The sequence below is a fragment of the Parafrankia colletiae genome (genome assembly GCF_001854655.1).
Taxonomy (GTDB): Bacteria; Actinomycetota; Actinomycetes; order Frankiales; family Frankiaceae; genus Parafrankia; species Parafrankia colletiae.
The window spans coordinates 281,968-305,633 of the sequence record NZ_MBLM01000163.1 but is presented as its reverse complement, the minus strand read 5'-3'; the positions used below and the strand labels follow the sequence as shown (position 1 = coordinate 305,633).

17 protein-coding genes are annotated in these 23,666 nt (G+C 71.5%); 10 read left to right on the top strand and 7 right to left on the bottom strand.

Going from position 1 to position 23,666, the window contains the following annotated elements; translation table 11 throughout:
• Window positions 1-18: 18 nt before the first annotated feature.
• Both CC117_RS31160 and CC117_RS31155 read left to right on the top strand, forming a co-directional pair.
• The gene (locus CC117_RS31160; RefSeq protein WP_071091064.1) at window positions 19-1,002 is read left to right on the top strand and encodes an ABC transporter ATP-binding protein; all 984 of its coding nucleotides are present in this window, start codon (window positions 19-21) and stop codon (window positions 1,000-1,002) included.
• A complete protein-coding gene (locus tag CC117_RS31155; protein ID WP_084133055.1) occupies window positions 999-2,369 on the top strand; it encodes an ABC transporter permease in 1,371 nt (456 codons plus the stop codon). Before CC117_RS31160 ends, CC117_RS31155 begins: the two co-directional genes overlap by 4 nt.
• 74 nt (window positions 2,370-2,443) lie before the next feature.
• Here CC117_RS31155 and CC117_RS31150 read toward each other — a convergent pair whose 3' ends face one another.
• On the bottom strand, window positions 2,444-3,238 hold the full coding sequence (locus CC117_RS31150; RefSeq protein WP_071091061.1) for a peptidoglycan recognition protein family protein: 795 nt from the start codon (window positions 3,236-3,238) through the stop codon (window positions 2,444-2,446).
• Between the two features lie 564 nt (window positions 3,239-3,802).
• Between CC117_RS31150 and CC117_RS31145 the strand changes: the two genes are divergently transcribed.
• Window positions 3,803-4,366, top strand: coding sequence for a hypothetical protein (locus CC117_RS31145; RefSeq protein WP_071091058.1), 564 nt, complete (start codon window positions 3,803-3,805; stop codon window positions 4,364-4,366).
• 110 nt (window positions 4,367-4,476) lie between these two features.
• Here the strand turns inward: CC117_RS31145 and ahcY are convergent, their stop codons facing one another.
• From ahcY to CC117_RS31130, 3 genes are all read right to left on the bottom strand, one after another.
• Window positions 4,477-5,913: an adenosylhomocysteinase gene (gene ahcY / locus CC117_RS31140; RefSeq protein ID WP_071091055.1), complete on the bottom strand. Its 1,437-nt coding sequence runs from the start codon at window positions 5,911-5,913 to the stop codon at window positions 4,477-4,479.
• A gap of 304 nt (window positions 5,914-6,217) precedes the next feature.
• The gene (locus CC117_RS31135) at window positions 6,218-8,767 is read right to left on the bottom strand and encodes an efflux RND transporter permease subunit (protein ID WP_071091052.1); all 2,550 of its coding nucleotides are present in this window, start codon (window positions 8,765-8,767) and stop codon (window positions 6,218-6,220) included.
• A gap of 168 nt (window positions 8,768-8,935) precedes the next feature.
• A complete protein-coding gene (locus tag CC117_RS31130; RefSeq protein WP_071091047.1) occupies window positions 8,936-9,142 on the bottom strand; it encodes a DUF1918 domain-containing protein in 207 nt (68 codons plus the stop codon).
• A gap of 636 nt (window positions 9,143-9,778) precedes the next feature.
• On the opposite strand from CC117_RS31130, the gene CC117_RS31125 reads away from it, so the two are divergent.
• The 3 genes from CC117_RS31125 to CC117_RS31115 all read left to right on the top strand — a co-directional run bounded on the left by CC117_RS31125 (window position 9,779) and on the right by CC117_RS31115 (window position 14,023).
• Window positions 9,779-10,879, top strand: coding sequence for a phosphatase PAP2 family protein (locus tag CC117_RS31125; protein ID WP_071091044.1), 1,101 nt, complete (start codon window positions 9,779-9,781; stop codon window positions 10,877-10,879).
• A 139-nt stretch (window positions 10,880-11,018) separates the two neighbouring features.
• Window positions 11,019-12,173 carry a phosphotransferase family protein gene (locus CC117_RS31120; RefSeq protein WP_241830581.1) on the top strand — a complete coding sequence of 385 codons (1,155 nt, stop codon included), beginning with the start codon at window positions 11,019-11,021 and terminating at the stop codon, window positions 12,171-12,173.
• Window positions 12,174-12,277: 104 nt separating this feature from the next.
• A complete protein-coding gene (locus CC117_RS31115) occupies window positions 12,278-14,023 on the top strand; it encodes a C2 family cysteine protease (protein ID WP_241830580.1) in 1,746 nt (581 codons plus the stop codon).
• Between the two features lie 58 nt (window positions 14,024-14,081).
• Here the strand turns inward: CC117_RS31115 and CC117_RS31110 are convergent, their stop codons facing one another.
• Entirely contained in the window at window positions 14,082-15,095 is a 1,014-nt protein-coding gene (locus CC117_RS31110) for a universal stress protein (protein ID WP_071091039.1), read from the bottom strand.
• A 1,061-nt stretch (window positions 15,096-16,156) separates the two neighbouring features.
• Between CC117_RS31110 and CC117_RS37695 the strand changes: the two genes are divergently transcribed.
• Together CC117_RS37695 and CC117_RS31100 are read left to right on the top strand one after the other, a co-directional pair.
• Window positions 16,157-18,433 carry a helix-turn-helix domain-containing protein gene (locus tag CC117_RS37695; protein ID WP_157905481.1) on the top strand — a complete coding sequence of 759 codons (2,277 nt, stop codon included), beginning with the start codon at window positions 16,157-16,159 and terminating at the stop codon, window positions 18,431-18,433.
• A gap of 81 nt (window positions 18,434-18,514) precedes the next feature.
• Entirely contained in the window at window positions 18,515-20,320 is a 1,806-nt protein-coding gene (locus CC117_RS31100) for a GMC oxidoreductase (RefSeq protein WP_084133052.1), read from the top strand.
• A gap of 119 nt (window positions 20,321-20,439) precedes the next feature.
• On the opposite strand, the gene CC117_RS31095 is transcribed toward CC117_RS31100, so the two are convergent.
• Window positions 20,440-21,150 carry a hypothetical protein gene (locus tag CC117_RS31095; RefSeq protein WP_071091034.1) on the bottom strand — a complete coding sequence of 237 codons (711 nt, stop codon included), beginning with the start codon at window positions 21,148-21,150 and terminating at the stop codon, window positions 20,440-20,442.
• 307 nt (window positions 21,151-21,457) lie between these two features.
• Between CC117_RS31095 and CC117_RS31090 the strand changes: the two genes are divergently transcribed.
• Window positions 21,458-21,985 carry a peptidylprolyl isomerase gene (locus CC117_RS31090; RefSeq protein WP_018636603.1) on the top strand — a complete coding sequence of 176 codons (528 nt, stop codon included), beginning with the start codon at window positions 21,458-21,460 and terminating at the stop codon, window positions 21,983-21,985.
• A 413-nt stretch (window positions 21,986-22,398) separates the two neighbouring features.
• Complete coding sequence (locus CC117_RS31085) at window positions 22,399-23,181, top strand: rhomboid family intramembrane serine protease (protein ID WP_071091031.1); 783 nt, start codon at window positions 22,399-22,401, stop codon at window positions 23,179-23,181.
• A gap of 36 nt (window positions 23,182-23,217) precedes the next feature.
• Here the strand turns inward: CC117_RS31085 and CC117_RS31080 are convergent, their stop codons facing one another.
• Window positions 23,218-23,664, bottom strand: coding sequence for a PH domain-containing protein (locus CC117_RS31080; RefSeq protein ID WP_071091028.1), 447 nt, complete (start codon window positions 23,662-23,664; stop codon window positions 23,218-23,220).
• Window positions 23,665-23,666 lie beyond the last annotated feature (2 nt).

The following is a 23,666-nucleotide window of genomic DNA, read 5'->3' as shown; positions in this document are numbered from 1 at the left end:
GCGATGTGGAGGTGACCGGTGACGGACAGGCGTCTCGAGATCGACGGCGTGCGCAAGCGCTACGGAGAGGTGATCGCCCTCGACGGGATGACCTTCGACGTCCGGGCCGGGGAGCTGTTCGGGTTCGTCGGGAGCAACGGCGCAGGCAAGACCACCACCATGCGGATCGCGCTCGGGGTTCTCGCCGCCGACGCGGGCGAGGTCCGCTGGGCGGGCCGGCCGGTCGACCTCGCCGTGCGGCGCCGTATCGGGTACATGCCGGAGGAGCGCGGCCTCTACCCGAAGATGAAGGTCCGTGACCAGATCGTCTATCTCGCCCGCCTGCACGGGATGCCGGCCGCGGCCGCCGGCCGCAGCGCCGAGGCGTGGCTGGAGCGTCTCGGGGTCGCGGCGCGCCGCGACGACGAGGTCCAGAACCTCAGCCTCGGCAACCAGCAGCGGGTGCAGCTGGCCGCCGCGCTCGTCCACGACCCGGAGGTTCTCGTCCTCGACGAGCCGTTCTCCGGGCTGGACCCGGTGGCCGTCGACGTGATGAGCCAGGTGCTGCGCGAGCGGAGCGCCGCCGGGGTTCCGGTGGTGTTCTCCAGCCATCAGCTGGAGCTCGTCGAACGGCTCTGCGACCGCGTCGGCATCGTCGCCTCGGGGCGCATGGTCGCGTGCGGCGCGGTCGACGAGCTGCGGGCCGGCGGCATTGAGCAGATCATCGTCGAGGTGCCGAGAGCCCCCTCCGGCTGGGCGCTGGACCTGCCTGGCATCACCGTCCGGCACACCGAGGGCGACCGCACGGTCGTCGACCTCGCACCCGGCGCGGACGACCAGGACCTGCTGCGCCGGGCGTTGGCTGCCGGGCCGGTCCGGGAGTTCCGGCGGCGCCGGCCGTCGCTGTCCGAGCTTTTCCGCTCCGCGGTGAACGCGGGCGACGCCGGTGCCAGCGGTGCGCCGGACGACCGGACGGCCGTGGGCGAAGGGACGAGAACGGTGGACGAGGGGACGAGGGCGTGAACCAGGAACCCGATCTCGGGCCTACCGGCGGCCCGCGGGCAGGCTCCGGCATCCCGGTGCAGGGCGGGCCCCCGGCAGCTGGCGGGGCCGGCGGGGCCGGCGGGGCCGGCGGGAGCGGCAGCGGGAGCGAGGGTGCGGGCGGGGGCGGGGGCGGGGRGGCCGATGGGCTCTACCCGGCGCTGAGTCCCTGGGCCACGGTGCGCCTGGTCGCGGGCCGTGAGCTCGGCCTGCGGTTGCGCTCCAAGGTCTTTCTGATCACGACCGGTGCCCTGCTCGTGCTCCTGGTCGGAGCCGCGGTAGTGATCGATCTGGTGAGCGGCCGGGAGTCCTCGGAGTCGGTCGGCGTCGTCGCGGCGGAGTCCGCGCTCACCAGCCCGCTCGCGGCCGTCGCCGCGAGCCTGGACGTCGACGTCACCACACGGGACGTCCCCGACGAGGCCACCGGCCTGCGCGAGGTCTCCGACGGCGACCTGGACGCGCTGGTCACCGCGGCACCGAGCGGCCTGCGGGTCGCGGTCCGGGAGGATCTGAGCGACGACCTGCGCGGTGTCCTGGCCGTTCTGGCGCGCCAGCAGGTGCTCGACAACGAGATCAGTGTGCTCGGCGGCGACCCGGCCCGGGTCAACGAGACGGTGGCCGCCGCCGACGTCCAGGTCACCGCGCTCGATCCGGCGCCCGACCAGCAGGGCGAGCGTCTCGTCCTCGGGATCGCCTCGGCACTACTGATCTACATGGGGCTGATGCTGTACGGGCCTGCGGTGTCCCAGGGTGTGGTGGAGGAGAAGTCGAGCCGGGTCGTCGAACTGCTGCTGTCCACGGTCCGGCCATGGATGCTGATGGCGGGCAAGGTTCTGGGCATCGGCATCGTCGCGCTGATCCAGATGGTGGTCCTCGCCGGCGGCGGGCTGGTGGCCTCGTTGGTCACCGGCGCGCTCACGCTGCCGTCGAACGAGGCGACCGGAACTGTGGTCTGGTCCGTGGTCTGGTATGTGATCGGGTTCTTCCTGTACGCGCTGCCCTTCGCCGCGATCGGCGCGATGGTCTCCCGGCAGGAGGACCTCGGCGGCATTTCCAGCCCCATCGTCCTGGCGCTCGTCGTCCCCTGGGTGCTGGGCATCTCGATCGTGCCCGGAGACCCTGACAACGGCCTCATCGCCGTGCTGTCGATGGTGCCGTTGTTCTCCCCGGTCCTCATGCCGATGCGGATCGCGCTCGGGGTCGCGCCGGTCTGGCAACTCGTCGTCTCGGTCCTGCTGGCGCTCGCGCTGATCGGTGTGCTCCTGCGGGCCACCGGGCGGATCTACCACAACGCGGTGCTGCGCACCGGTGCCCGCGTCTCGTTCGCCGACGCGCTGCGCCAGGCCTGAGCACGGACGCGGGGCGAGGGGTCGGGTCCGGGCGTGGGTCGGCCGGCGTCTGCCCGCCGCCCGGCCCGGCAGCGTCAGACCTGCCGGTTCATTCCGGTGAGCACGTAACCGATCTTGCGCCAGGTGGCGGGGCCGCAGATGCCGTCGTCGGGGATGCGCCCGAACCAGGGCGTCGCGTAACGCTGCAGCGAGGCCACCCGGGCGGCGGTCTGCGGGCCGTAGGCCCCGTCCGGGACGAGCCTGAAGGGGTCACCGGACGTCGCCTCGTGCCCGAAGATGATGTTCAGCGCGTTCTGCAGCGTGACCACGGCCGCGCCGCGAGAGCCCTCCCGCAGGGTGGGCATGCCCGCATAGCGTTGGCGAGGGTCCGCGAACGAGGGCGCGCCCACCGCTGCGGCGAGGATGTCACCGCGGCGGTTCGCCCGGATGTTCCCCGGGCAGGAGTGGCCGCCCCAGGAAGCGCCGCCCATGCGGTGGGTGCCGATGCCGTAGCCGTTGGTCGCGTCGGTGATCTCGGCCCGCCAGCCGAACTCGCGGATCCCCCAGGCGAACAGCTCGCCGAGCCGCTGGATCTGGATCGGCGTGTAGTCCTCGGTGTCGTACCCCTCGCACTCGACACTGATCCAGAACGGATTGCCGGCGGCCTGCGCCCAGGCACGGCGATCGAACGGGACGTACTGCTCGAACTCGCCGCCCTTCGACAGCCACAGGTGCGAGCTCACCTCGCTGGCCGGATTGTCGAACCAGCCGAACAGCGAGCCCGTGCCGACCTGGACATGGGGAATCAGGCCACGGGTCGGCTGCGTCATGCTGCCCGAGGTGTTCCGGACGGGGCGGTACCGTGCCGGTGGGTAAAGGGTGGCCGGCACGGTCAGCCCCGCTGGTTTCTGGTGGGAGCCGAGCTCCCGGCCGCGGCCGAGGTGCTGGCCGGGACCGGGATCCTGGCTGGCGTCGTGTGGTCCGGTGGCCTCAGGTCTGGACGATTCACGKTTTCCTCTAGGGTCGGAGGGTCTGAGGGATTCCTACCCCTCCGGGCCGGACCATCCTCATCTGGGGTCGTTCGTGCTGTGGGCCGGCTGTCGTCCTGAAGCCCCGATCGGCGTATCAGCATTGTTTTGTCGTGATTCGCTGGCTGGATGGCGGGGCAGAAAGCACCCACTGTCCGCGCGGGTGCGGACGTCCGCGCGCGTATACCCGGCACGGATCGCCGCGGTGTCAGGTCCGGGCACCGGCTGTCGCCAAGCCGACAGGGCGTGTGTTGCCCGGCACCTGCGGGTCGGCGTCCGTCCGACATGTTTGTCTGACTCCCCGTACAGGGAGGGGTACTGCTGATGACATTTCCACGATCACGCCTGCCACATCGATCGCCTCGACCACGCGGAGTGGGCCGCTCGCATCGCCTGGACCGATCACACGCACCGGGCCGGGTGGGGATGGCGGCCGTGCTGACCACCGTGGGTTCTCTCGTGATCGTCGRTCAGCCCGCGGCGCACGCGGGCGGCACCCCGGCGGCGGAATGCCGCAGCGACCGCCAGTTCGACGTCGCGGACCCGACCGGGGAACCCGATCCGGGCGCGCCGGTGCATCTGACCGCGGGCCACTACGCGCAGACGGCGGCCTTCTGGCCGCCCCGGTCGGCGGTGCTGTGTGACACCGGGCCGGGGCGTCGGCAGCCCGGCTCGCGGATCACGGCGTCCAACGGGCTGGAGTGCCCGCCAGGCGCAAGGGAGCTGGTGGTTCCCGACGAGATCCCGGCCGACTACGACACCCCGACAGTGGCCCGTTCGGGGGCCTACCTACCCGATGGCTGGTACACGCTGGCCTCGGCGGAGGAGGAGGCCACCGACACCGCTGCCGGTGCGGCGGAACCTGCTGCCGGGAGCGATGCGGCGCGGTCCGGCACGGCCTGGACGGCTGTGTGCTGGTTCCGCACCGCCCCGCCCGAAGCCGCAGCGGCCGGGGCGGTCGAAGGAGCCCTGCCTGTGCCGACGTCCTGACCGACGGGGCCGGCGGGGCAGCTGGTTCGGACACGGCGAAGGGCCGCCCCGGGTGACCGGGACGGCCCTTCGCACGCTCTGGCGCTCTGGCGCTCTGGCGCGCCGGTCGATCAGTAGCGGTAGTGGTCCGCCTTGTACGGGCCCTCCACCGGGACGCCGATGTAGTCGGCCTGCTGCTTGCTCAGCGTCGTGAGCTTGACGCCGAGCGCGTCCAGGTGCAGCCGGGCGACCTTCTCGTCAAGGTGCTTCGGCAGGATGTACACGCCGAGCGGGTACTGGTCGGTCTTGGTGAACAGCTCGATCTGCGCGATCACCTGGTTGGTGAAGCTGTTCGACATGACGAAGCTCGGGTGGCCGGTGGCGCAGCCGAGGTTCATCAGCCGGCCCTCGGCCAGGACGATGATCGAGTGCCCGTCCGGGAACACCCACTCGTCGACCTGCGGCTTGATGTTGATCTTCTCGATGCCCTCGATCTTCGCCAGGCCGGCCATGTCGATCTCGTTGTCGAAGTGGCCGATGTTGGAGACGATCGCCTGGTGCTTCATCGCGGCCATGTGCTTCGCCGTGATGATGTCGTAGTTGCCGGTGGTCGTCACGAAGATGTCGGCGGTCGAGACGACGTCCTCGAGGGTGAGGACCTGGAAGYCGTCCATCGCGGCCTGCAGGGCGCAGATCGGGTCGATCTCGGTGACGATGACCCGGGCACCCTGGCCGCGCAGGGCGTCCGCGCAGCCCTTGCYGACGTCGCCGTAACCGGCGACGACCGCGACCTTGCCACCGATGAGCACGTCGGTCGCCCGGTTCAGCCCGTCGATGACGGAGTGGCGGCAGCCGTACTTGTTGTCGAACTTCGACTTGGTGACCGAGTCGTTCACGTTGATGGCCGGGAATGCCAGCGTGCCCGCCCGGGCCATCTCGTACAGCCGGTGCACACCGGTCGTGGTCTCCTCGGTGACACCCTTGATCGAGGAGGCGGCGGCGGTCCACCGGCCGGGCTTCTCGGAGATCGTCCGGCGCAGCGTGTCCAGGATGATCGCGTACTCCTCGGAGTCCGAGGGGTCGGTCGCGGGGACCGCGCCCGCCCGCTCGAACTCGGCGCCCTTGTGGACGAGGAGGGTCGCGTCACCACCGTCGTCGAGGATCATGTTGGGGGCGCCGCCGTCCGGCCAGGCCAGCGCCTGGTCGGTGCACCACCAGTACTCCTCCAGCGTCTCGCCCTTCCAGGCGAAGACGGGTACGCCCTGCGGGTCGTCCTTCGAGCCGTTCCGCCCGACGACCACGGCGGCCGCCGCGTGGTCCTGGGTGGAGAAGATGTTGCAGGAGACCCACCGCACGTCGGCGCCGAGCGCGACCAGCGTCTCGATCAGGACCGCGGTCTGGATCGTCATGTGCAGCGAGCCCATGATCCGGGCGCCCTTGAGGGGCTGGCTGGCCGCGTATTCGGCGCGGGTCRCCATCAGCCCGGGCATCTCGTGCTCGGCAAGCCGGATCTCCTTGCGGCCGAACTCGGCCAGCGCGAGATCCGCGACCTTGAAGTCGAAAGTCATGCCCTCTCCTCATTGCGCTCGGATGGCTGCCGAGCCTCTACTGCGGTGTCACGTTTCGCTGCCGGCCGCCTGTCGGACTGCCGTCGGCAGACGAAGGTACGAGTCAGTTGAGCGTGCCACAGTGGACCGGAACGGCGAAGACCCGGTCCGGTCGCGTCACATCAGCCGCCGGGCCCGCAGTCGGACGTTCGCTGTCGGGCACCGGTCGGGTCGGGCCTCCGCTGTCGGGTTCCGGATGCCCGGATGCCCGGACGCCGTGGTCGGGCGTCCGGGCGTCGGGCGTCCGGGCGTCAGGTGCCGGGTGTCAGGCGCCGGACGGCCCGCCCGCTCCGGGCTCGGTGGCCGTCGATGCCGGGGAGGCCGAGGCACCGGCCGCAGCGACCCGCGGACCGGCCTCCGGTGGCACGCGCCGCGACTCGCGGTAGACCCAGCCGCGCTCGTCCGCCCACAGGAGCAGCGGCGGCAGCACGATCAGGGCGGAGAGCAGCGCGATGCCGACGTTCAGGGCCACGACCAGGCCGAAGTCCCGCAGCAGCGGCAGCGAGCTGAACGCGAGGACCACGATTCCGATCACTGCGGCCAGTGCCGACACCATGAAGGCCCGCCCGGTCCGGGCCGCGGCCTCTTCGGTGGCCGCCTGCGGGTCGCGTCCCCGCCGCCGCTCCTCGATGTGGCGCATCACGATCAGAGTGGTGAACTCGGCGCAGAGCGCGATCACCAGCGGGCCGCCGACCGCCGTCAGCGGKCTGAGCTCGAAGCCCGCGAGGTGGGAGACGATCGCGGTGAGAMCCACCGCGATCAGCACCGGAACCACGGAGACCACCGCGCGGACGATGTTCAGGTAGCGCAGGAGCAGGATGAGGAAGACGCCGATCAGCGCGAAGTAGGTCAGCTCCACCCGGTTCTTCTCGAAGTTCTCCAGCAGCCCCGTGCCGACCACGGCAAGCCCGGACGGTGTGGCGCGGATCCCCTCGGGCGGTGCGACCGTCTCCCGGATGTCGTTCACGACGACGGCGCGTTCCTCCAACGCCCCCGGCCCGGTGCGGAAGATCATGTTGAGCGCCCGGCCGTCCGTGTTGACGGTGCTCTGCCTGATCGGCTCCGGAGTGACCCCGTAGGCCAGCCGGATGTCCTCGCCGGTCGGTGCGAGCAGCGTGGTGTCGGGCACCTCCATCAGGAAACTGATGGTGGTCACGAGACTCGACACGGTCAGCAGCTCGCGGGGGTGCTCGTCGAGCTGCTGATGGGCGAAGTCGTGGACGAACCGGACCGTCCGGTCGTCGAAGATGTCGTCGGACTGGATAAAGACGCCGAGCTCGCTGCTGGAGCCCGTCTGCGCCTTGAGGTCCTGGATGTTGTGCACGACCTGGGAGTCCTGGCTGACCCACTTCTCCGGGTCGGTCTGGACCTTCAGATCGCCCTCGACGACCAGACCGCCGGCGAAGATCGCGGTGGAGAGCACGACGAGCGGGATCGCGGCCGCGCGGGGCAGCGACCCGAGCCAGACCACAGTCCGCCCGAGCGGGCCGCGGGAGTAGTCCTTCGGTGCGGTCGGTGCCCGGCGCTCGCGGAACCCGAGCGAGGCGGCGCTCAGCAGCACTGTCGCGAGCACGATGACGGGCAGTCCGATCGCCAACAGCACACCGAAGTCGCGGATCATCGGCACCTCGCTGAACTCCAGCGCGAGGAACGCGACGACCCCGGCGACGGTGGCCAGCGCCAGTGCGGGCATGAGCCGCGCCAGCGCCTCCGCGACCGGATCACGGGCCCGGTCGAGCTGGGCCTCCTCCTCGACCCGGCTGTGCAGCTGCACCGCGAAGTCGATGCCGACACCGAGCAGGACGGGCATGCCGGCGATCGTCACCACCGACAGCGGGATGCCCAGGTAGCCGGCGAGACCGAAGGCCCAGACCAGTCCGACACCCACCACGGCCAGGGGCAGCAGCCGCCAGCGGACGGCGAACGCGACCAGCAGCAGACCGGCCATGATGATCAGCGAGATGCCACCGAGGGTGAGGAACCCGCCCCGCAGGTAGTCGTTGATGTCCCGCAGGAGCACGGCGGCACCGGTCGTCATGACGTCGGCGTTGTCGAAGGTCATGCGAGCCATCGCGGCCTCGGTGACGGTGGCGCCCTCGCCCTCCTCCTCGATCGACGCGTTGCCCTGCAGCCGCACGATCATCTGGGCGGTGTGCTCGGTCGGAAAGAAGGACTGCAGCGACTTGCGGACCGCGCCGGTGTTGTCGTAAAGCAGGAATTCGATCCAGGCGGCGTCGTCAACCGAACGCTGATCCGCCGGAATGCTGTTGATGCGTTCCAGTGTGYGGAGCGAGTCGGCCAACCGCAGTTCAGCGGACCTCGGATCCGGATCGCGGGCCTGGGCGGCAAGCAGGATCTTGGCTGCCGGACTGTGCAGAATCTGTCCGTCCGGGCTGGTCACAAGATTCTCGGTAAACTCGAGMGCCGTAAGTGGAGTGATCACACTCTCGACGCCGGGATCCTTCTCCAGGCTGGTGGACAGCTCACGGAACTTCTGGACGTTGCCGGGCGTGAAGAGGTCGACGAGGTCGGCGTCCGGCTTCGTGGTGAAGAGTGTGATCATCGCCTGGCCGCCGAAAAGCTGCTGGTAGGCGACGTTGTCCTTGGCGACCTGGGAGTCGGGGTTGAGGTAGTTCTCCTGACCGGTGGTGAACTCCAGCCTGGTCAGGCCGAACCCCAGCACCACGGTGACGAGCGCGGCAACCGCCGCGACCACGCCAGTCCGACGTCCGACCACGCGACCCAGGCCCGACCAGAAACGGGTCGATCTGCCGCCTCGGGCGGATCCGTCCGACGGCACTGGCGAACTTGGCATCAGGATGCTCTCCGGGGATCAACGTGGCGCCCGGGCGGCCGTTCGGACCGCCCGGAGATCGGTTTGYAAGGTGTATAGCGCACATCACATCCGGGTGCCGACCCCCACGACCCGGAATTTTCGCCCGGGCCGCGGACCGCATCCTCAGGTGCTCATACCGTCACGTGCTCATACCGTCACGTGCTCCCGCTCCGGCCGCAGCTCGATGGTGGAATCGGCGCCGGGGAAGAACAGCCCCTCATGCCCGTCATCCCAGCGGACCATGAACGGCGGCCCGCCGCCCGTCCCGCGGACCTCGATGATCACCCCGTGGCGCTCCGGGTCTCCCACCGTGCGGCCGTGGACGACGAAGCGGTCGCCTACCGATGCGTACATGATGTTTCTCCCTTCGGCCCTGGGTGTGCGGTAGCTCCGGAGTAACACGGTTCGCGGTCCCGGGCAGGTGAGAAGGAGGCCCTGCCACAAAGGTCCGCTTCATCAATTTTGCGGTGCTTCGCCGCGAACCGACGTGTCTGCAGAGCGCGATGGTTGCCGTGCCGTCCGCGATAAATGTGATATTGGACATAGGCTGGCTGTCCGGAGCGCTGCTGTGGGTGATGTCTCGGCCGGAGGGCAGGACGTGACAGGCGCCGATATGCCGCCTACGGTCCGCCGGAGTCCCATGTCAGCCGTCTGGGCGTGGTGTGGCCGGAGTGCCCTCATGGTCATCCTGTGTCGAAAATCCGACAGGCGGGTAGGACAAAGGTTCCAATGTGGTGGAAATAGCCGAGGGTTGTTCGCTGTTGGTTTATCTCACTGTCACTCGACCGCCAGCCGGCGAGTCGGGAGGGGCGGCAGGCCGACCAACAGGCTCGGGCGAGACGTCACGCAGCGTCACTCATCGGCGGGTGAGCGGAGATGAGTGTGGTGTCACAGAGACYGGGTCCTTGCTCTGCTTACCGATCGGCCGGTAGGAACGGGAGGTTAACGGGGCATGTCGGCGGGAGGGCGTGAGATGCGCCGGTGGGGCTCATGGTGAGCATTCCGATTCCTTGGCGTGAGYAGGCGAGGTCCGGGGACGGGCCGGTCGCCGTCGCGCTGAGGAGTTCGTGGCTACACGCGACCAGGCTGGGGCGCGCGACCTCGTCCGCGCTGTTCTTCGGCGGTCAGGTCCTGCTCCTCGCGCTGCTCTACATGATCTATCGCATGGGGCGCCGGATGGCCGTCGGCCGGGAGCCGCAGGCCCTGGCGAACGCCAGGGATGTCTGGAACGTCGAACGGCTCCTCGACCTGCCCAGCGAGTCCGCGATCCAGCAGCTCGCGCTGCACTCCACGCATCTGCTGGAGCTCGCGAACCGCTTCTACATCGGCGTCCACTTCCCGGCGTCCATCACGTTCCTGCTGTGGGTCCTGGTCCGGCACCGGGACGCGTGGCCCCGGGTGCGGCTGGTCATCCTGGCCTCCACCAGCGCGGCACTCCTGATCCACATGCTGTACCCGCTGGCGCCCCCGAGGTTCCTGCCCCAGGTCATGCCGCACGTGACGCTGGTCGACACCGGCGCGGTCTTCGGCCCCACGCCCTACACCGCCGGCGACACGGTGGCCAACCAGTACGCAGCCATGCCGAGCCTGCACGTCGGCTGGTCGATCCTGGTCGCCTGGGGAGTGATCACGATTCTGCGGACGCGCGCCCGCTGGGTGATCCTCGCCCATCCCGTGATCACCATCATCGTCGTGGTGATCACTGCCAATCACTACTGGATGGACGGGGTCATCGGCGGCGGGCTGGTAGCCATCGCGGTTCAGCTGAGCCGGCCCTCGGTGCGGACCAGGCTGGCGTGCCTGGCCACTGGCTCCCGCCGGCGGTTGCGGCCGACCCGCGACAGGACCGCGGCGACTGCGCTGACCAGCGCTTCGGCCGGAATCAGATCGGTGCCCCGCGCCCGCCAGGAAAGTGGCAGGCCGGTCACCGGTCTGCCGGAGCAGCGCCTGCTGCCCGGTCCTGCCGAGCGCGCCGTGTCCGCCTCGTCCGCCTCGTCCGCCTCGTCCGCGGTGTCCGCCGTGTCCGGTGACCCGCCCGGCGAAGCGGCTCGACCGCCCGGCGCGGATCCGGCCGCCGGCCGCACCGCCTGACGCTGCCGAGAGCGTGGGCCGTGGGGTGACGCGGCGGCCGGCAACCCGGCGGCCGGTGACCCGGCGGATGCCTACGGCGCAACGGTTATCCGGACCGGTGTCCCGATCCTCCCGACTGCGTCGGCACTAGGCTCGACGGATGGCCGTGGATGATCTAGCTGGGTCGCGCCCGGTGCGGGACGAGGACGCGCTCGACGTACCCGCGGTGGACGACTGGCTCCGCCGGCACCTCGGGGCATCCGCCGAGGCGACCGACAACGGGGCCGTTCCGCCCAACAGCGCCGCACCGTACACCGGCGTGCTTCCTGCCCCGGGGCGCCCCGAGGTCCGGCAGTTCTCCGGAGGCGCCTCGAACCTGACCTACCTGTTGCGCTACGAGAACGTCGATCTCGTCCTGCGCCGCCCGCCGCGGGGCCGGAAGGCCTCCGGGGCGCACGACATGGGCCGGGAGTACCGAGTGCAGGCCCGCCTGCGGCCGGCCTTCCCGTACGTGCCGCGGGTGATCGCCTTCTGTGACGACCCGGCGGTGATCGGCTCCGACTTCTACGTCATGGAGCGGGTCGCCGGGGTGATTCCGCGGTCGGAGTTCCCGAGGTCGCTGACTCTCGACCCGGTGCGGACCCGCCAACTCGCCTTCGGTGTCTTCGACCTGCTGGTGGCCCTGCACGACATCGACCCGGCCGCCCACGGCCTGTCGGACCTGGGGCGCGGCCAGGGGTATGTGGACCGGCAGATCCGTGGATGGACGAGGCGCTACCGGGATGCCCGCACGCCGAACGTCCCGTCCTTCGAGCCCGTTATGAGCTGGCTGGCCGAGTACGCGCCGGAGGACGTCGCCGCCTGCGTGATCCACAACGACTTCCGGCTGGACAACGTGGTCTTCGATGTGTCCAGTCCGGATGAGAACGGGCTCCCGCGGATCAGTGGTGTGCTCGACTGGGAGATGGCGACCATCGGTGATCCGCTGATGGATCTCGGGGGCGCGCTCGCCTACTGGATCCAGGCGGACGATGACGATGTCTACCGGTACACCCGCCGGCAGCCGAGCCACGCCCCCGGTATGCCCACCCGGGCCGAGATCGTCGAGTACTACGGCGAGCGCCGCGGCGTGGATGTCGGCCGGTGGCCGTTCTACCAGGTGTTCGGTCTGTTCCGACTCGCCGTGATCGCGCAGCAGATCTACTTCCGTTACCACCACGGCCAGACGACGAATCCCGCCTTCCGGGACTACTGGAAGATCGTCACCCACCTGGAGGACCGCTGCCTTCGGGTGATGGCCGCCACCGGGCTGTAGCCCGGACGGTTCCCTTTGTTGCCTCYCCCCGTCGGCCCGGGTCCTGAGCGGCTGCCACCGCTACCTTTGCGATCATGTGGGGACATGCCGGCACGGCCGGGACGGTGGGATACACGCGGCCTGGTGCCGGCGATGACGGGGCCGTCCCTCCGCACGCGACGGCCGTCGCCCTGCGCCAGGCGGCGGAGCAGATCCTGCTGCTGCTCGGGCCGGTGATCGTCCTCGACGACGACCTGACGTGGCGGTCTCCCTGGCAGCAGCGATGCCACGCCCGGATCGAAGCCTGGGCATCCGCACTGGCCGCAGGCGCCCGCCTGGCCCGCGAGCGGGCCGACGTCCTCGACCTCGCCGCCACCGCCGACCTCGCCGCCGTTCCGGTGTCTCCGGAGCGTCTGGTCGTCCGGCCGCCGGAGCGCTTCTGGCCAACAGGGCCGGCCGGGCCGGTGGATGTCCGCTTCTCGGCGGAGCGGCTCGCGGAGCTCGCTCACCGGCTGCGGGCGGCCGGGCACGAAGCGGTTCGCCTCCTGGCTCGGCTGGGGCCCACCGGGCGGGCTGCGGGCGTGTGCCACGGCCTCGACCTCGTGGCCGCGCAGGCCGGTGAGATGGCCGAGGCGATCGACCGCAGGCTGACGGAGATCGACGCCGCAGAGAGCCTCGCCCGCCGGCCGGCGCCGTCGCCTGACCAGGCCTGGCGGCCGGCTGACCGCGCCGTGCCCCGTCCGGCCGCGCGCGGTTCGGCCGCATCGGAGGGGCCCGTCGCGGGGCTGGCGATGCTGATCGGCACCGATCCGCTGCGGCTGGGGGTGGCTGAGCTCGCTGAGATCGCCGTACGGCTGGCCCGGTTAGCTCCGGGCGAGCTGACGTCGGTGATCGGCGGTCTACGTGGCCGCCCGCTGGAGGTGCTGGCCGCGGCCGTGGCCCTGGCACCGAGCCGGCTGGACCTGAGCACGCTGCGCCGACTGCCCGCCGTCGTCGCGCTCGGGGACCTGATCCTGCGTCAGGCGCCGCCGCCGATGGTGAGCGAGGTGGCCCGGCTGTTCCCAGGGCTGGAACCGCCGGTGGTCGAGCAGGGGCCGTCGTGGAGCCGTGCGCTCGGGCCGACCGCCTCCACAGGGGGCTTCGTCCGGCGCGGGCACAGCAGGAGCCCCGTCTGGGTGCGGGGGGCGACCGCGGCGGACGTCGGCCAAGGCCGGCTCGGCGACTGTTACTTCCTCGCCGCCCTCCTCGGTGTCGTCCACGCGGATCCGGGGCTGTTACGCGAGAACCTCCGGGAGAACGCGAACGGCACGGTCACTGTCACCCTGTACACGGGGCGCGGTCTCCGCGCGGCCTCGGCCACCGGATCCGCCGGGCGCAGTGCGGTCGAGATCACGGTGACCCGGAGCCTTCCCGTGGACCGGAGGACCGGCCAGGAGATCGGCGCCGACACGGACAACGCCGACGGTGACCCGGAGCTGTGGCCCGCCCTGTACGAGAAGGCCTACGCCCGCCTGGTGGGCAGCTACGCGGGTATCGAGGGCGGCGACCCCGCCGCCGCGATGCGGCAGCTGACCGGCGCCGAGGCCGTCGGCGTCCCGCCGGCGAACGTCGAGGTGCCGGACATCGCCGGCAGGCTGGCGGCCGGCGATGTGGTGACCGTGGTCACGCGGAACCGGACCGGTGGCGGATCGGCGCTCGTGCCCGCACATGCCTACGCGATCCTCGGCGCGGACGAGCACACCGGGCGGATCCTCCTCCGCAACCCGTGGGACCAGACCGCATCCGACGACCGGCTCGACTGGCGTAGCTGGGAGGAGATCCGCGCAGAGCTGGCGGGCGTCCAGTGCGGAGCGACGCGCCGGCGGGGCTGAGTTCCCCTTACGTCGGCCGGGAACTCCGCAGACCCCGGTACGGCGGTGGCGGCAGCGGTCAGCGGCCGTGGACGATCGCCACGGGCGCGGTCGCGTGCAGCATCGTCTGGTGGCTGACCGATCCGAGCAGGAGCTCGGCGAAGCCGCCCCGGCCGCGAGCCCCGACCACCAGCAGATCGGCGTCCCGGCTCTCCTCCAGCAGCGCCCGCGTCGCCGAGGCCGCCACCAGCACCCGTCGGATGCTGGGCGTGGGTGCCGACGGACCGTCCTGGCCCGGTCCGGCAGCCGTGCCGATCACCTGTGCGATCGAGTCGTCCAGCACGGCCCGGGCCTGGTCCTCGAGGGCCGCCACGATGTCTCCGGACGTCTCGGCGAACGGGAGGGGCACCGCGGCAAGCCAGGCGTGCACGACGTGCAGGGGGGCTCCGCGCAGTACGGCCTCGTCCGCGGCCCAGCGCAGCGCCGCCAGCGAGTTCGGTGAACCGTCCACACCGACGACCACCGGACGCGCCGGCGCCTCCGACGTGTGTGGCTGCGGCCCGCTCCGTCCATCCGACCCGGCCGGCTCCGCAGCATCGTCGTCATCCCCCGTACGGGGGGCGCGGACGACGACGACGGGTACGGGCGAGTGCACCGCGACGGAGGCGCTGACGGAACCGATCCGCAGCCGGTGGAGGAGGCCACGGCCTCGCGTCCCGACCACGATCATCTCGGCGTCCCGGCCCGCCGTGAGCAGGGCCTCGCTGCCCGGGGCGTCAACCACCTCCTCGACGACGGCGAGCCCGGGCGGGAGCTCGACGTCGGTGAGTGCCTCGTGCAGGACCTGGCCGGCGGCCTGCGCGAGCGTCCCCTCGTCGTGCGGACCTGCGGTCGCGTCAGCCCACCGGCGGACAGCTGACGGCTGCTCATGTGGGCACGAGCCGAGGACGGCACGCACCCGGACGCCGCGCCGGGACGCCTCCGTGACGGCCCACCGCAGCGCGGACTCCGAACCCGGCGATCCGTCGATCCCGACGACGATGTCAGCCCCCGCGGACCTGCCTGCCGACCCGTTGCGGCCCTCGTCGGTCATGCCGGCCTCCTTCTCTCGACGCRCTGTCGACCGGGCCCCGCCCCCGGCGCGTCCGCCCCCGGGGCAATGGCGCCTCCCTCGGCCCCGGCCGACGATGAGCACCTACCCGGCCCGCCTCGCGGGAACCTGGCCGTCCAGAAGCAGGCAGTTGGTGCTGGGTGGTGGCCGTGCATGGAACCCGGCGCCTCGCAAGCCGCAATCAGTTGTCGCCTTTGTGGTAGTAGCCGACCTTCAAGGCCCAGCGATGATTGCTGATACGGATCTCCATCGTTGTGTTTCGAGACGGTCAGGCCCGCGTAGTGGAGAAAACTCCCTCGAATCGGACGTGTTCGGATCGGACGTGTTCGGACGTCCGTCGTGTGCCGTGAAGGTGAGTCCACACCGCGCGATGTGTGCTCCGTGTGAACTCTGTGCACCGTGTGCGACGTGTCGGGGGTGTCGCCGGAAGGGCCTCTCCGGCTGAACGGCACGACGTCCGCGGCGATTGTGGCGGCGATGGCCGTGTGCTCTTCGTGTGCTCTGCGGTATCGGGTGTGCACTGTGCAGCCTGCGGTGGAACACCGCCGGTGACCTTCGGCGCCGCAGGTGACCCGGCAGCTACCCGTCGCTGATGAGGAGGTTGTGTTCTCCGCGTGGGCGGACGCCGGTCACGTCCGGCGTGTCCCGGGGCGGGGCGGAGTAGCGTGCGGGACCGGACGAAGGCCCGCGTATCCTTGTTCCTTCGACCCCGGGGTCCGGCGAGTAGCCCCGGCCGGTCACGGATGACAAAGGTGCATTCGACGAGCGCCGCTCCCGGATGATGGTCTTGCGTGCCGGCCGCATGCCCACAACCCCCGGCCAATCGCCGGAAGAACCGATCGGACAACTACGAGACCGCACAGAAACGTGATCTCAGCATCACCGGACGGTCTCCAGACTGGTAGCAAAGACCTTGGAACCGTCAGCCGCCGCCGGCTTCTCCGTGACCGGGCGGTCGCGAGCGGCGAAGCAGGCCCGGCCGCAGTTCCGGAGACCGGGAGCATCAGGCCACTTGAGGGAGGAGGAACGTGGCTTCCGACACCATGACCCAGTTAGTCATTCCCGGCGCGCTAGTGATGGTCAGCACTCCCGACCGAGGAGTGCCGGTCGCGAGCATGGCGGACTGGCACGACGCCCTCCTCAACGCCAAGTCGGGCGTGACTCCCGCGATGAAGCTCGTCGCGTTCACGATCTGCACGCACAGTGAGGCCGCGGCGCTCCCCGCGCCGGCCGGCTCCTACATAACCTCTCCCGGCCTGGCGCTGCTCTGTGAGCAGACCAACTACAGCCGCACCCACGCCCAGCGGCAGCTGTCGGCGCTGCGCGCCAACGGCTGGCTCGTGACGATCCACCGCCCGGCGGCGGGCCGATCGGCGCGCTATCTGCTGAGCGTGCCGGAGGCCGTGGCGCGCACAGGCGGCTACCGGCTCGCCGGGTCGGGTACCGAGCAGGGCGGGCAGCCCGACGGCAGCGTTGTGGGCGCGGCGGCCGCCGCCTGTACGGCGATCACAGCCGCCGCGCCGCAGGGCGGGGACCCACGTGGCATCGCCGCCGTCCCGGCCGCGGGCCGTGGCGCCGAGTCCGCCGTTCCCGAGGCGGGCGAGCAGACGGACCCGGCGGCCCCGGCGGGCCCCGGCGATGGCTGCTTCACCGCGGCATCGCTGGAACGGCCGGCGCTCATCCGCCGCCGCAAGCGCCCGACCTACGGCGCGGGCGGTCGCGGCATCATTCGGATCCGTCGCAAGCCGCGCACACTCCCGCCGCCAGCTGACACGGACATGCGTGCGGTGCCGACGTCGCCGAACCCCGCCGACTCCCGGCCCGCCGTACCCGGCGCCTCCTCCGAGGCCGGCCCCGAAGTCGGCTACGGCGAGCGCGCGATGGCTGTGGGCGAGACGCCCTACGTCCCCTTCGGCCCGGTGGTCGGCACCGCCGGCCCGGCGGGGGTCGGCGGGGGCCACGGGAACTCCGGCCCACACCTGCAGGCGGTCGCCTCCGATGTGTCCCTCGCGGGGCCGACCGTGGCCGGAGGGATCTCGGTCGGCGGGTCTGCGGCGAGCGGCGCACCAGTCGCGGGCGCGCTGCTGGCGGCCACGGCCTCGGTCGCGGCGCCAACGGCGAGCGCACCAGCCGAGGCCGCGCCGTCCCGCGGTGGGTTCGTCGAGGGCATCGCCGTCGAGGGGATCTTCGCCGTGCAGGACCCGGCCGGAGGAGTCCCCGCCCCGGGTACATCGGGCGGGACCGCGCCGGTCGGTGAGCCGACGGCACTGCGGACACCGGGTCCGCGGTTCGCGGGGGAGGATGCAACGCCGAACCACCAGGCCGCCGAGAACCCGCGGCCTCCGGACCCGTCACCCGCGGTTCCGCCGGACGCCGCCGTCGGCTCGGACAGCCCGCCTCCGGCGCAGGAAGCTGCGCAACCGACTCCGGCGCCCGAGCCGGAGCCGGAGCTCGATCCGGAGACCGCGGAGCTGTGGACAGCCACCGGGCAGGTGATCGACACGCTTGCCAACCTGCTTCGCGGGCCAGCCGAGGATTTCGCCGCGCTGCGCCAGCAGGTCTTCGACGTGCTCTCCGACGGCACCTGGGCTCCGGTCGAGCTGGCCACCCACCTGGTCAACTTCGTCGCGACCGGGGTGTGGGTCAACGGGGACGGGGTTGTGGACAACATCCGCTGGCGCATGGACCGGCTGCCGCGTGGTGTCACCCAGTGCAGTTGCCGTTCATGCCTGGGCTGGCAGGCCATGCCGGACCGGCCGGCCCGGCCAGGCCCCCGACCGTCGGACAGCCCGCTCGGCCCGGTGACATCGGTGACCACTGCGGCGACCAGGAAACAGGCCGCGCCCTCGGTTACGTCACCGCCGGGCGGCCAGGAGCCGCCCGGGCCCCCGGCGCAGGGCGCCAGCACACCACCGACACCGCCGAAATCCGCCGTCTCGAAACCCGGGCCTGCGAAGACTGCCCTCCCCGAGCCGGAGCCCGAGCCCGAGCTGGCTGGGCCCGCTGTTCCTGGGCCCGAGCCGGAACTCCCGACGGGGCCGACGGTTTCGGCAGATCTGCCGCCGCCTCCGCCTCCTCCCGACCTGGCCGCCATCGCTGCTGCTGCGGCGGCGGGTGCCCAGGAGGCCAGGGAGAAACAGGAGGCGAAGGACAGGCAGGAAGCGCGTGATCTTGAGGAGGTGCGGCTCCAGGCCGCGAGGGTCAAGGTGACGGAGATCACCGCGGACGCGGACACGGCCGTGGCGGCGGTGCCGACAGCCAGCGTGGGGCAGGGCACGGACACCGAAGCACCGGAGGTGGAGCCGACAGCGGGCGCGTGAGCCCGCCGCCGTACCCGGCCCTGCCTTGGCCTTCCGCCCGGCTCTCGGCGACACTCCGTGTGCAGCGGCATGATGGGTTCCATGGGCGGCGACGACACCGAACGGGCCTGGGCGGCCACCGGCAACGGAGTCGACACCGGAGCCCGGGGCGAGACGACATCCGGGACGGAGCCCACCTCCGGAAGCACGGCCGCCGGGAACGACTGCGATGTCCTCGTGGTCGGGAGCGGATTCGGRGGGAGCGTCGCCGCGCTGCGCCTGTCGGAGAAGGGCTACCGGGTCACGGTGATCGAGGCCGGTCGCCGGTTCAGCCCGGCGACGCTGCCGAAGACGAGCTGGGACGTCCGCCGGTACCTGTGGCTGCCCCGCCTCGGCTGCCACGGCATCCAGCGGATCACGCTGCTGGGGCGGGTGCTCGTCCTGTCCGGCGCGGCCGTCGGCGGTGGGTCCATGGTGTACGCGAACACGCTGTACCGTCCGCTGGACGCCTTCTACACGGATCCGCAGTGGGCCGGTGTCACGGACTGGCGAGCCGAGCTGGCGCCGTACTACGACCAGGCCGAGCGCATGCTGGGCGCCACCCGGAACCCGTCGATGTCCATGGCCGACGAGGTCTTCCAGGCAGTCGCGCACGACATGGGCGTCGGCGACACCTTCCGCCTGACCGACGTCGGTGTCTTCTTCGGCCGCGAAGGCCGGCGTGAACCCGGGGTCACTGTGCCGGACCCGTACTTCGGCGGGGCCGGGCCCAGCCGCACCGGCTGCGTGGAGTGCGGCGAGTGCATGACCGGCTGCCGCCGCGGCGCCAAGAACACCCTCGACCGCAACTACCTCTACCTGGCCGAACAGCGCGGTGCCCGGGTGGTGCCGGACACCACCGTGCGAGGGGTCCGGCCCGACGGCCGCGGCGGCTACGAGATCCAGACAGTACGTACCGGCGCCCGACGTCCGGGTGACCGCGGCGCGGGCCACTGGACGGCGCGGCAGGTCGTGTTCGCCGCGGGTGCCCTGGGTACGCAGCGCCTGCTGCTGGCGATGCGGGACGGCGGTCAGCTGCCGGATCTGTCGCCGCGCCTGGGCCACCTGACCAGGACGAACTCCGAGGCCATCCTCGGTGCGACCCGGCCGCTGCCGGACGGCCGCATCGCCCGCGGAGTGGCGATCACGTCGTCGTTCTACCCGAACGACCACACGCATGTGGAGCCCGTCCGTTATGGCCGTGGCAGCAATCTCATGGCGCTGCTGTCGAGCGCGATGACGGACGGCGGTGGCCGGCTGCCTCGTTGGGTGGCCTTCCTGAGAACGGTGGCGCGACGTCCGTACCTCGCCCTGCTGGGGGTGCCGTGGCGCTGGTCGGAGCGGACCATGATCGCTCTGGTGATGCAGTCACGGGACAACTCGCTGACGGTCCGTCGGCGTCGGGGCCCGTTCGGGACCTCCTGGCTGACCAGCCGGGCCGGCCACGGTGAGCCGAGCCCGACCTGGATTCCCGAGGGCAACCAGGCGGCGCGGCTGGTCGCCGAACGGATGGGGGGTCACGCCGGTGGGGTGATCACGGAACTGGCGAACGTCCCGATCACCGCGCACATTCTCGGTGGGGCGGCGCTGTCCGAAGATCCGTCGCGTGGAGTGATAGATCCCTATCACCGGGTGTTCGGTCATCCGGGTCTGCATGTCGTCGACGGCGCGGCGGTGCCGGCGAACCTGGGGGTCAACCCGTCCCTGACCATCACAGCGATGGCCGAGCGGGCCATGGCGTTCTGGCCGAACCAGGGCGACGCTGACCCGCGGCCCCCGCTGGGAGCGCCGTATCGGCGGGTCGCCCCGGTGGCACCGTCCCACCCGGCCGTGCCGGCCGGCGCGCCCGGGCACTACACGGTGACCTGACCTGATGACGACGTGATCCGATCCGTGGCCTGGCCTGGCCTGGCCTGGCCTGGCTGGCTGGCCTTGGCCCGGCCCCGAGGCCTGCCCCCGGGGCCGTGCCGCTCTCAGAGTCGGCTCGGTCAGGTGTGCCGGCCAGCCTCGGTCATGGCGTCCACGCCGGGCATCTCCTCCATACCGGACGTCACCTCCGGCCCGACGCCCTCGGTGATGTTGCTCCGGACCGGCGGGACGGGTTGGGCGGTGATCTCCTCGGCATCGGCGGAGGCCAGGTAACGGCGGGCGGCGACCGCCGCCGCGGCGCCGCTGCCGACGAGCAGCAGAGTGACGAACCCGCGCCGCCGCCGACGGTGGACCCGGGCGAGCCGGTGCTCCGCCTTCGCCAGCCGCTTCTCCAGCAGCTCCTGGGCCCGGTCGGCCTGCGCCCGGGCCTTCGACTCCGAGCGGACGGCGCGGCGCGAGCGTGTCTTCTCCAGACGCAGCTCGGTCGCCATCCGCGCCCGCTCCGCCGAGATCTCCGCGCTCGAACGTGCCTTCTCGATCCGCCGCGCGGTACGGCCTGACGCCTCCGAGGCCTTGCCTGCGGCCCGGCTGGCCGCCTTGCTGGCGACGCTCCCACCGGTGCTGGAGGCGTCGGAGACCCGGTGCGCCAGTGTGCTTCCGGCGTCACGGGTCGCGTGTGCGGCGGATCCGGCGGTACTGCCCGCCTTCACCGCGGCCTTCGTCGCGGCGGCGCCGGCGCGATCAGCCACGTTGCGCGCGGCGCCCGGGATCCCGCTCACCGGCGCGGCCTCTGTGACGTGCGCGAGCCTGTCCTTGAGTGTCGTGCTCATGGCTTCCCTTCGCTGACTGCGTCGTTGATGTCGCGATCCTGGTGAAGTCGTGCCGTGCGGCAGGCGCCCGAAGCCCCACCCGGGTGAAACGCGCCGTCAAGATCTGTGCAGTGTCCCGTACCCCGTCCGTTGGCCGTTACAACGTGACGGGCCYTCGGGTCGTGTCACCTACGCTTGCGACACATGCCCGATGCTGTCCGGCGAGGGCGTCCGGTGGGATCGGCGGTGGCCGCTGCCGTCGTGGGCCCGGCATACGATCGGGCGAGACAAGAGGTACGTGCCGAAAAGACGGAGAGAAGGCAGGCTCATGGCCGAGGAGCTGTACGCGACGCTGCGCACGACTCAGGGCGACATCGAGGTCAGGCTGTTTCCCGATCATGCCCCGAAGACGGTCAAGAACTTCGTCGGGCTTGCCACCGGGAGCCGGGAGTGGGCCGACCCGCAGACCGGCGAGAAGAAGACCGGCGTTCCGCTGTACAGCGGAACGATCTTCCACCGCGTGATCCCGAACTTCATGATCCAGGGTGGTGACCCGCTGGGCAACGGCCGCGGCGGTCCCGGCTACAAGTTCGCCGACGAGTTCCACCCGGACCTGCAGTTCAACCGCCCGTACCTGCTCGCGATGGCGAACGCCGGTCCGGGTACGAACGGTTCCCAGTTCTTCATCACCACGGCCGCCACCGACTGGCTGAACCGCAAGCACACGATCTTCGGTGAGGTCGCCCGGGGCACCGAGGTCGTGGACGCGATCGGCAAGGCCCAGACGGGCGCGCAGGACCGCCCGTTGACCGACGTGGTGATCAACGAGATCGTCATCGACACCCGGCCCGTCTGAGGCGTCGAAACGACCATGAGGGCAGGGGTGGCGTGCGTGGCGGCCTGTCATGATCGCGGTGCTGCGGTGCGGCGGGGCCGGCTGTGACGCATCCGCCGGCAGGTGACGCGGAACGCGGCGCTCCTGCGCCGCGCGCCGACGAGCCTGGGCAGTGGAGCCGACCCCTCCCACCGGGCGGTCCGGTCCTCTCCGGCCAACCGGAACAGCCGGTTCTGCCGGGGCAGCCCGGCCAGTCCGGTGGGCCCGGGCAGCCGGGCGGGCCTGCGTCCGCCGGCCCGCCCGGCCCGCCCGGACCGGCGGCCGGGAGCCCGCCGTCCGCGGGGCCACCGCACCTTCCACACTGCTATCGCCACCCGGAGCGGGAAACCTACGTCTCCTGCCAGCGGTGCGGGCGGCCGATCTGCCCGGACTGCATGCGTCCGGCGGCGGTCGGCTTCCACTGCCCCGAGGAGTCCGGTGCCGGCTCGGACCGGCGGGGCCCGGCCCGTCGCTCCGGCGACCGCGCGAGCTTCGGGGCGCGGCGGCGGCCCGGCCGGCAGGGGCTGGTCACCCAGGTTCTCCTCGGCCTGTGCGTTCTCGTCTACGTCCTGCAGGACCTGCCCGGGCTCAGCCGCAACGCGAACGACGTCAACCGGTTCAGCCAGGACTTTCTGCTCAGCGGTGTGGATGTCGCCCTGCACGGCCAGTACTACCGCCTCGTCAGTGCCGCCTTCCTGCACGGCCACTACCTGCACATCCTGGTGAACCTGTATGCCCTGTTCGTGCTGGGTTACCAGCTCGAGGCGATCATCGGGCGGGTGCGGCTCGTCGGGCTCTTCCTCGCCGGCGCGGTCGGCGGGAACGTGCTGAGCTACGTGGTGAACGGCCTGGATGCGTACTCCCTCGGCGCGTCGACCGCCATCTTCGGCTTCTTCGGTGCGTTCTACGTGATCGCCCGGCGAATGCGGGCCGACACGACCCAGATCCTGATCCTGATCGTGCTCAACTTCGCGATCACGTTCACCCTGAACAACATCGATCGCTGGGGGCACATCGGCGGCCTGGCCGCCGGTGCGCTGGTGGGGCTGATCTACGCCTATGTACCGGCGCGGCGTGCGCCGGTACAGGCGGCGGGCGTGCTTGCGCTCATCGCTGTGTTCTTCGCTGTGGCCTTCVCAAAGACCGCGTCCCTCGGCCTGCCGGTTCTCGGCGCCTGACCGCGCCCGACCCGACCCGACCCGGCCCGGCCGTTCTCAGCCGAGCCGGACGCGCTGCTCCTCGATGATCTCCGCCACCTGCTCCGGATCCGCGCCGAGTTGCCGGCGGCTGAGCAGTACCGGCCCGTCGAGGGTCTCGATCTCCAGGGTGCGCACGTGGACGAGGCGGCGGTTGTGGGTCAGGGCCGCGGAGCGGACGCCGAGCACCGCGGCCCATGGCAGGTGCCGGCGGCGCAGCCCGTCCACGTAGTCGAGTCCGCCGGCGGTCAGCCGCAGTGCCGGCCGGCCTGCCGCGTCCCGGACGGCCAGCCCCACCAGCCCCAGGCCGACCAGACCGACGAGCAGGCGTCCCGCGTTGTCGAGGGACGCCGCCCGCCAGGCCAGGCTCTCGACGGCGGCGACGACGAGCAGGGCGCCGCCGCCCGCCGCGTACGCGGCGCACCGCAGTAGCGAGGGAGACCAGGAAAGCTTCTGCGGCGCCACGG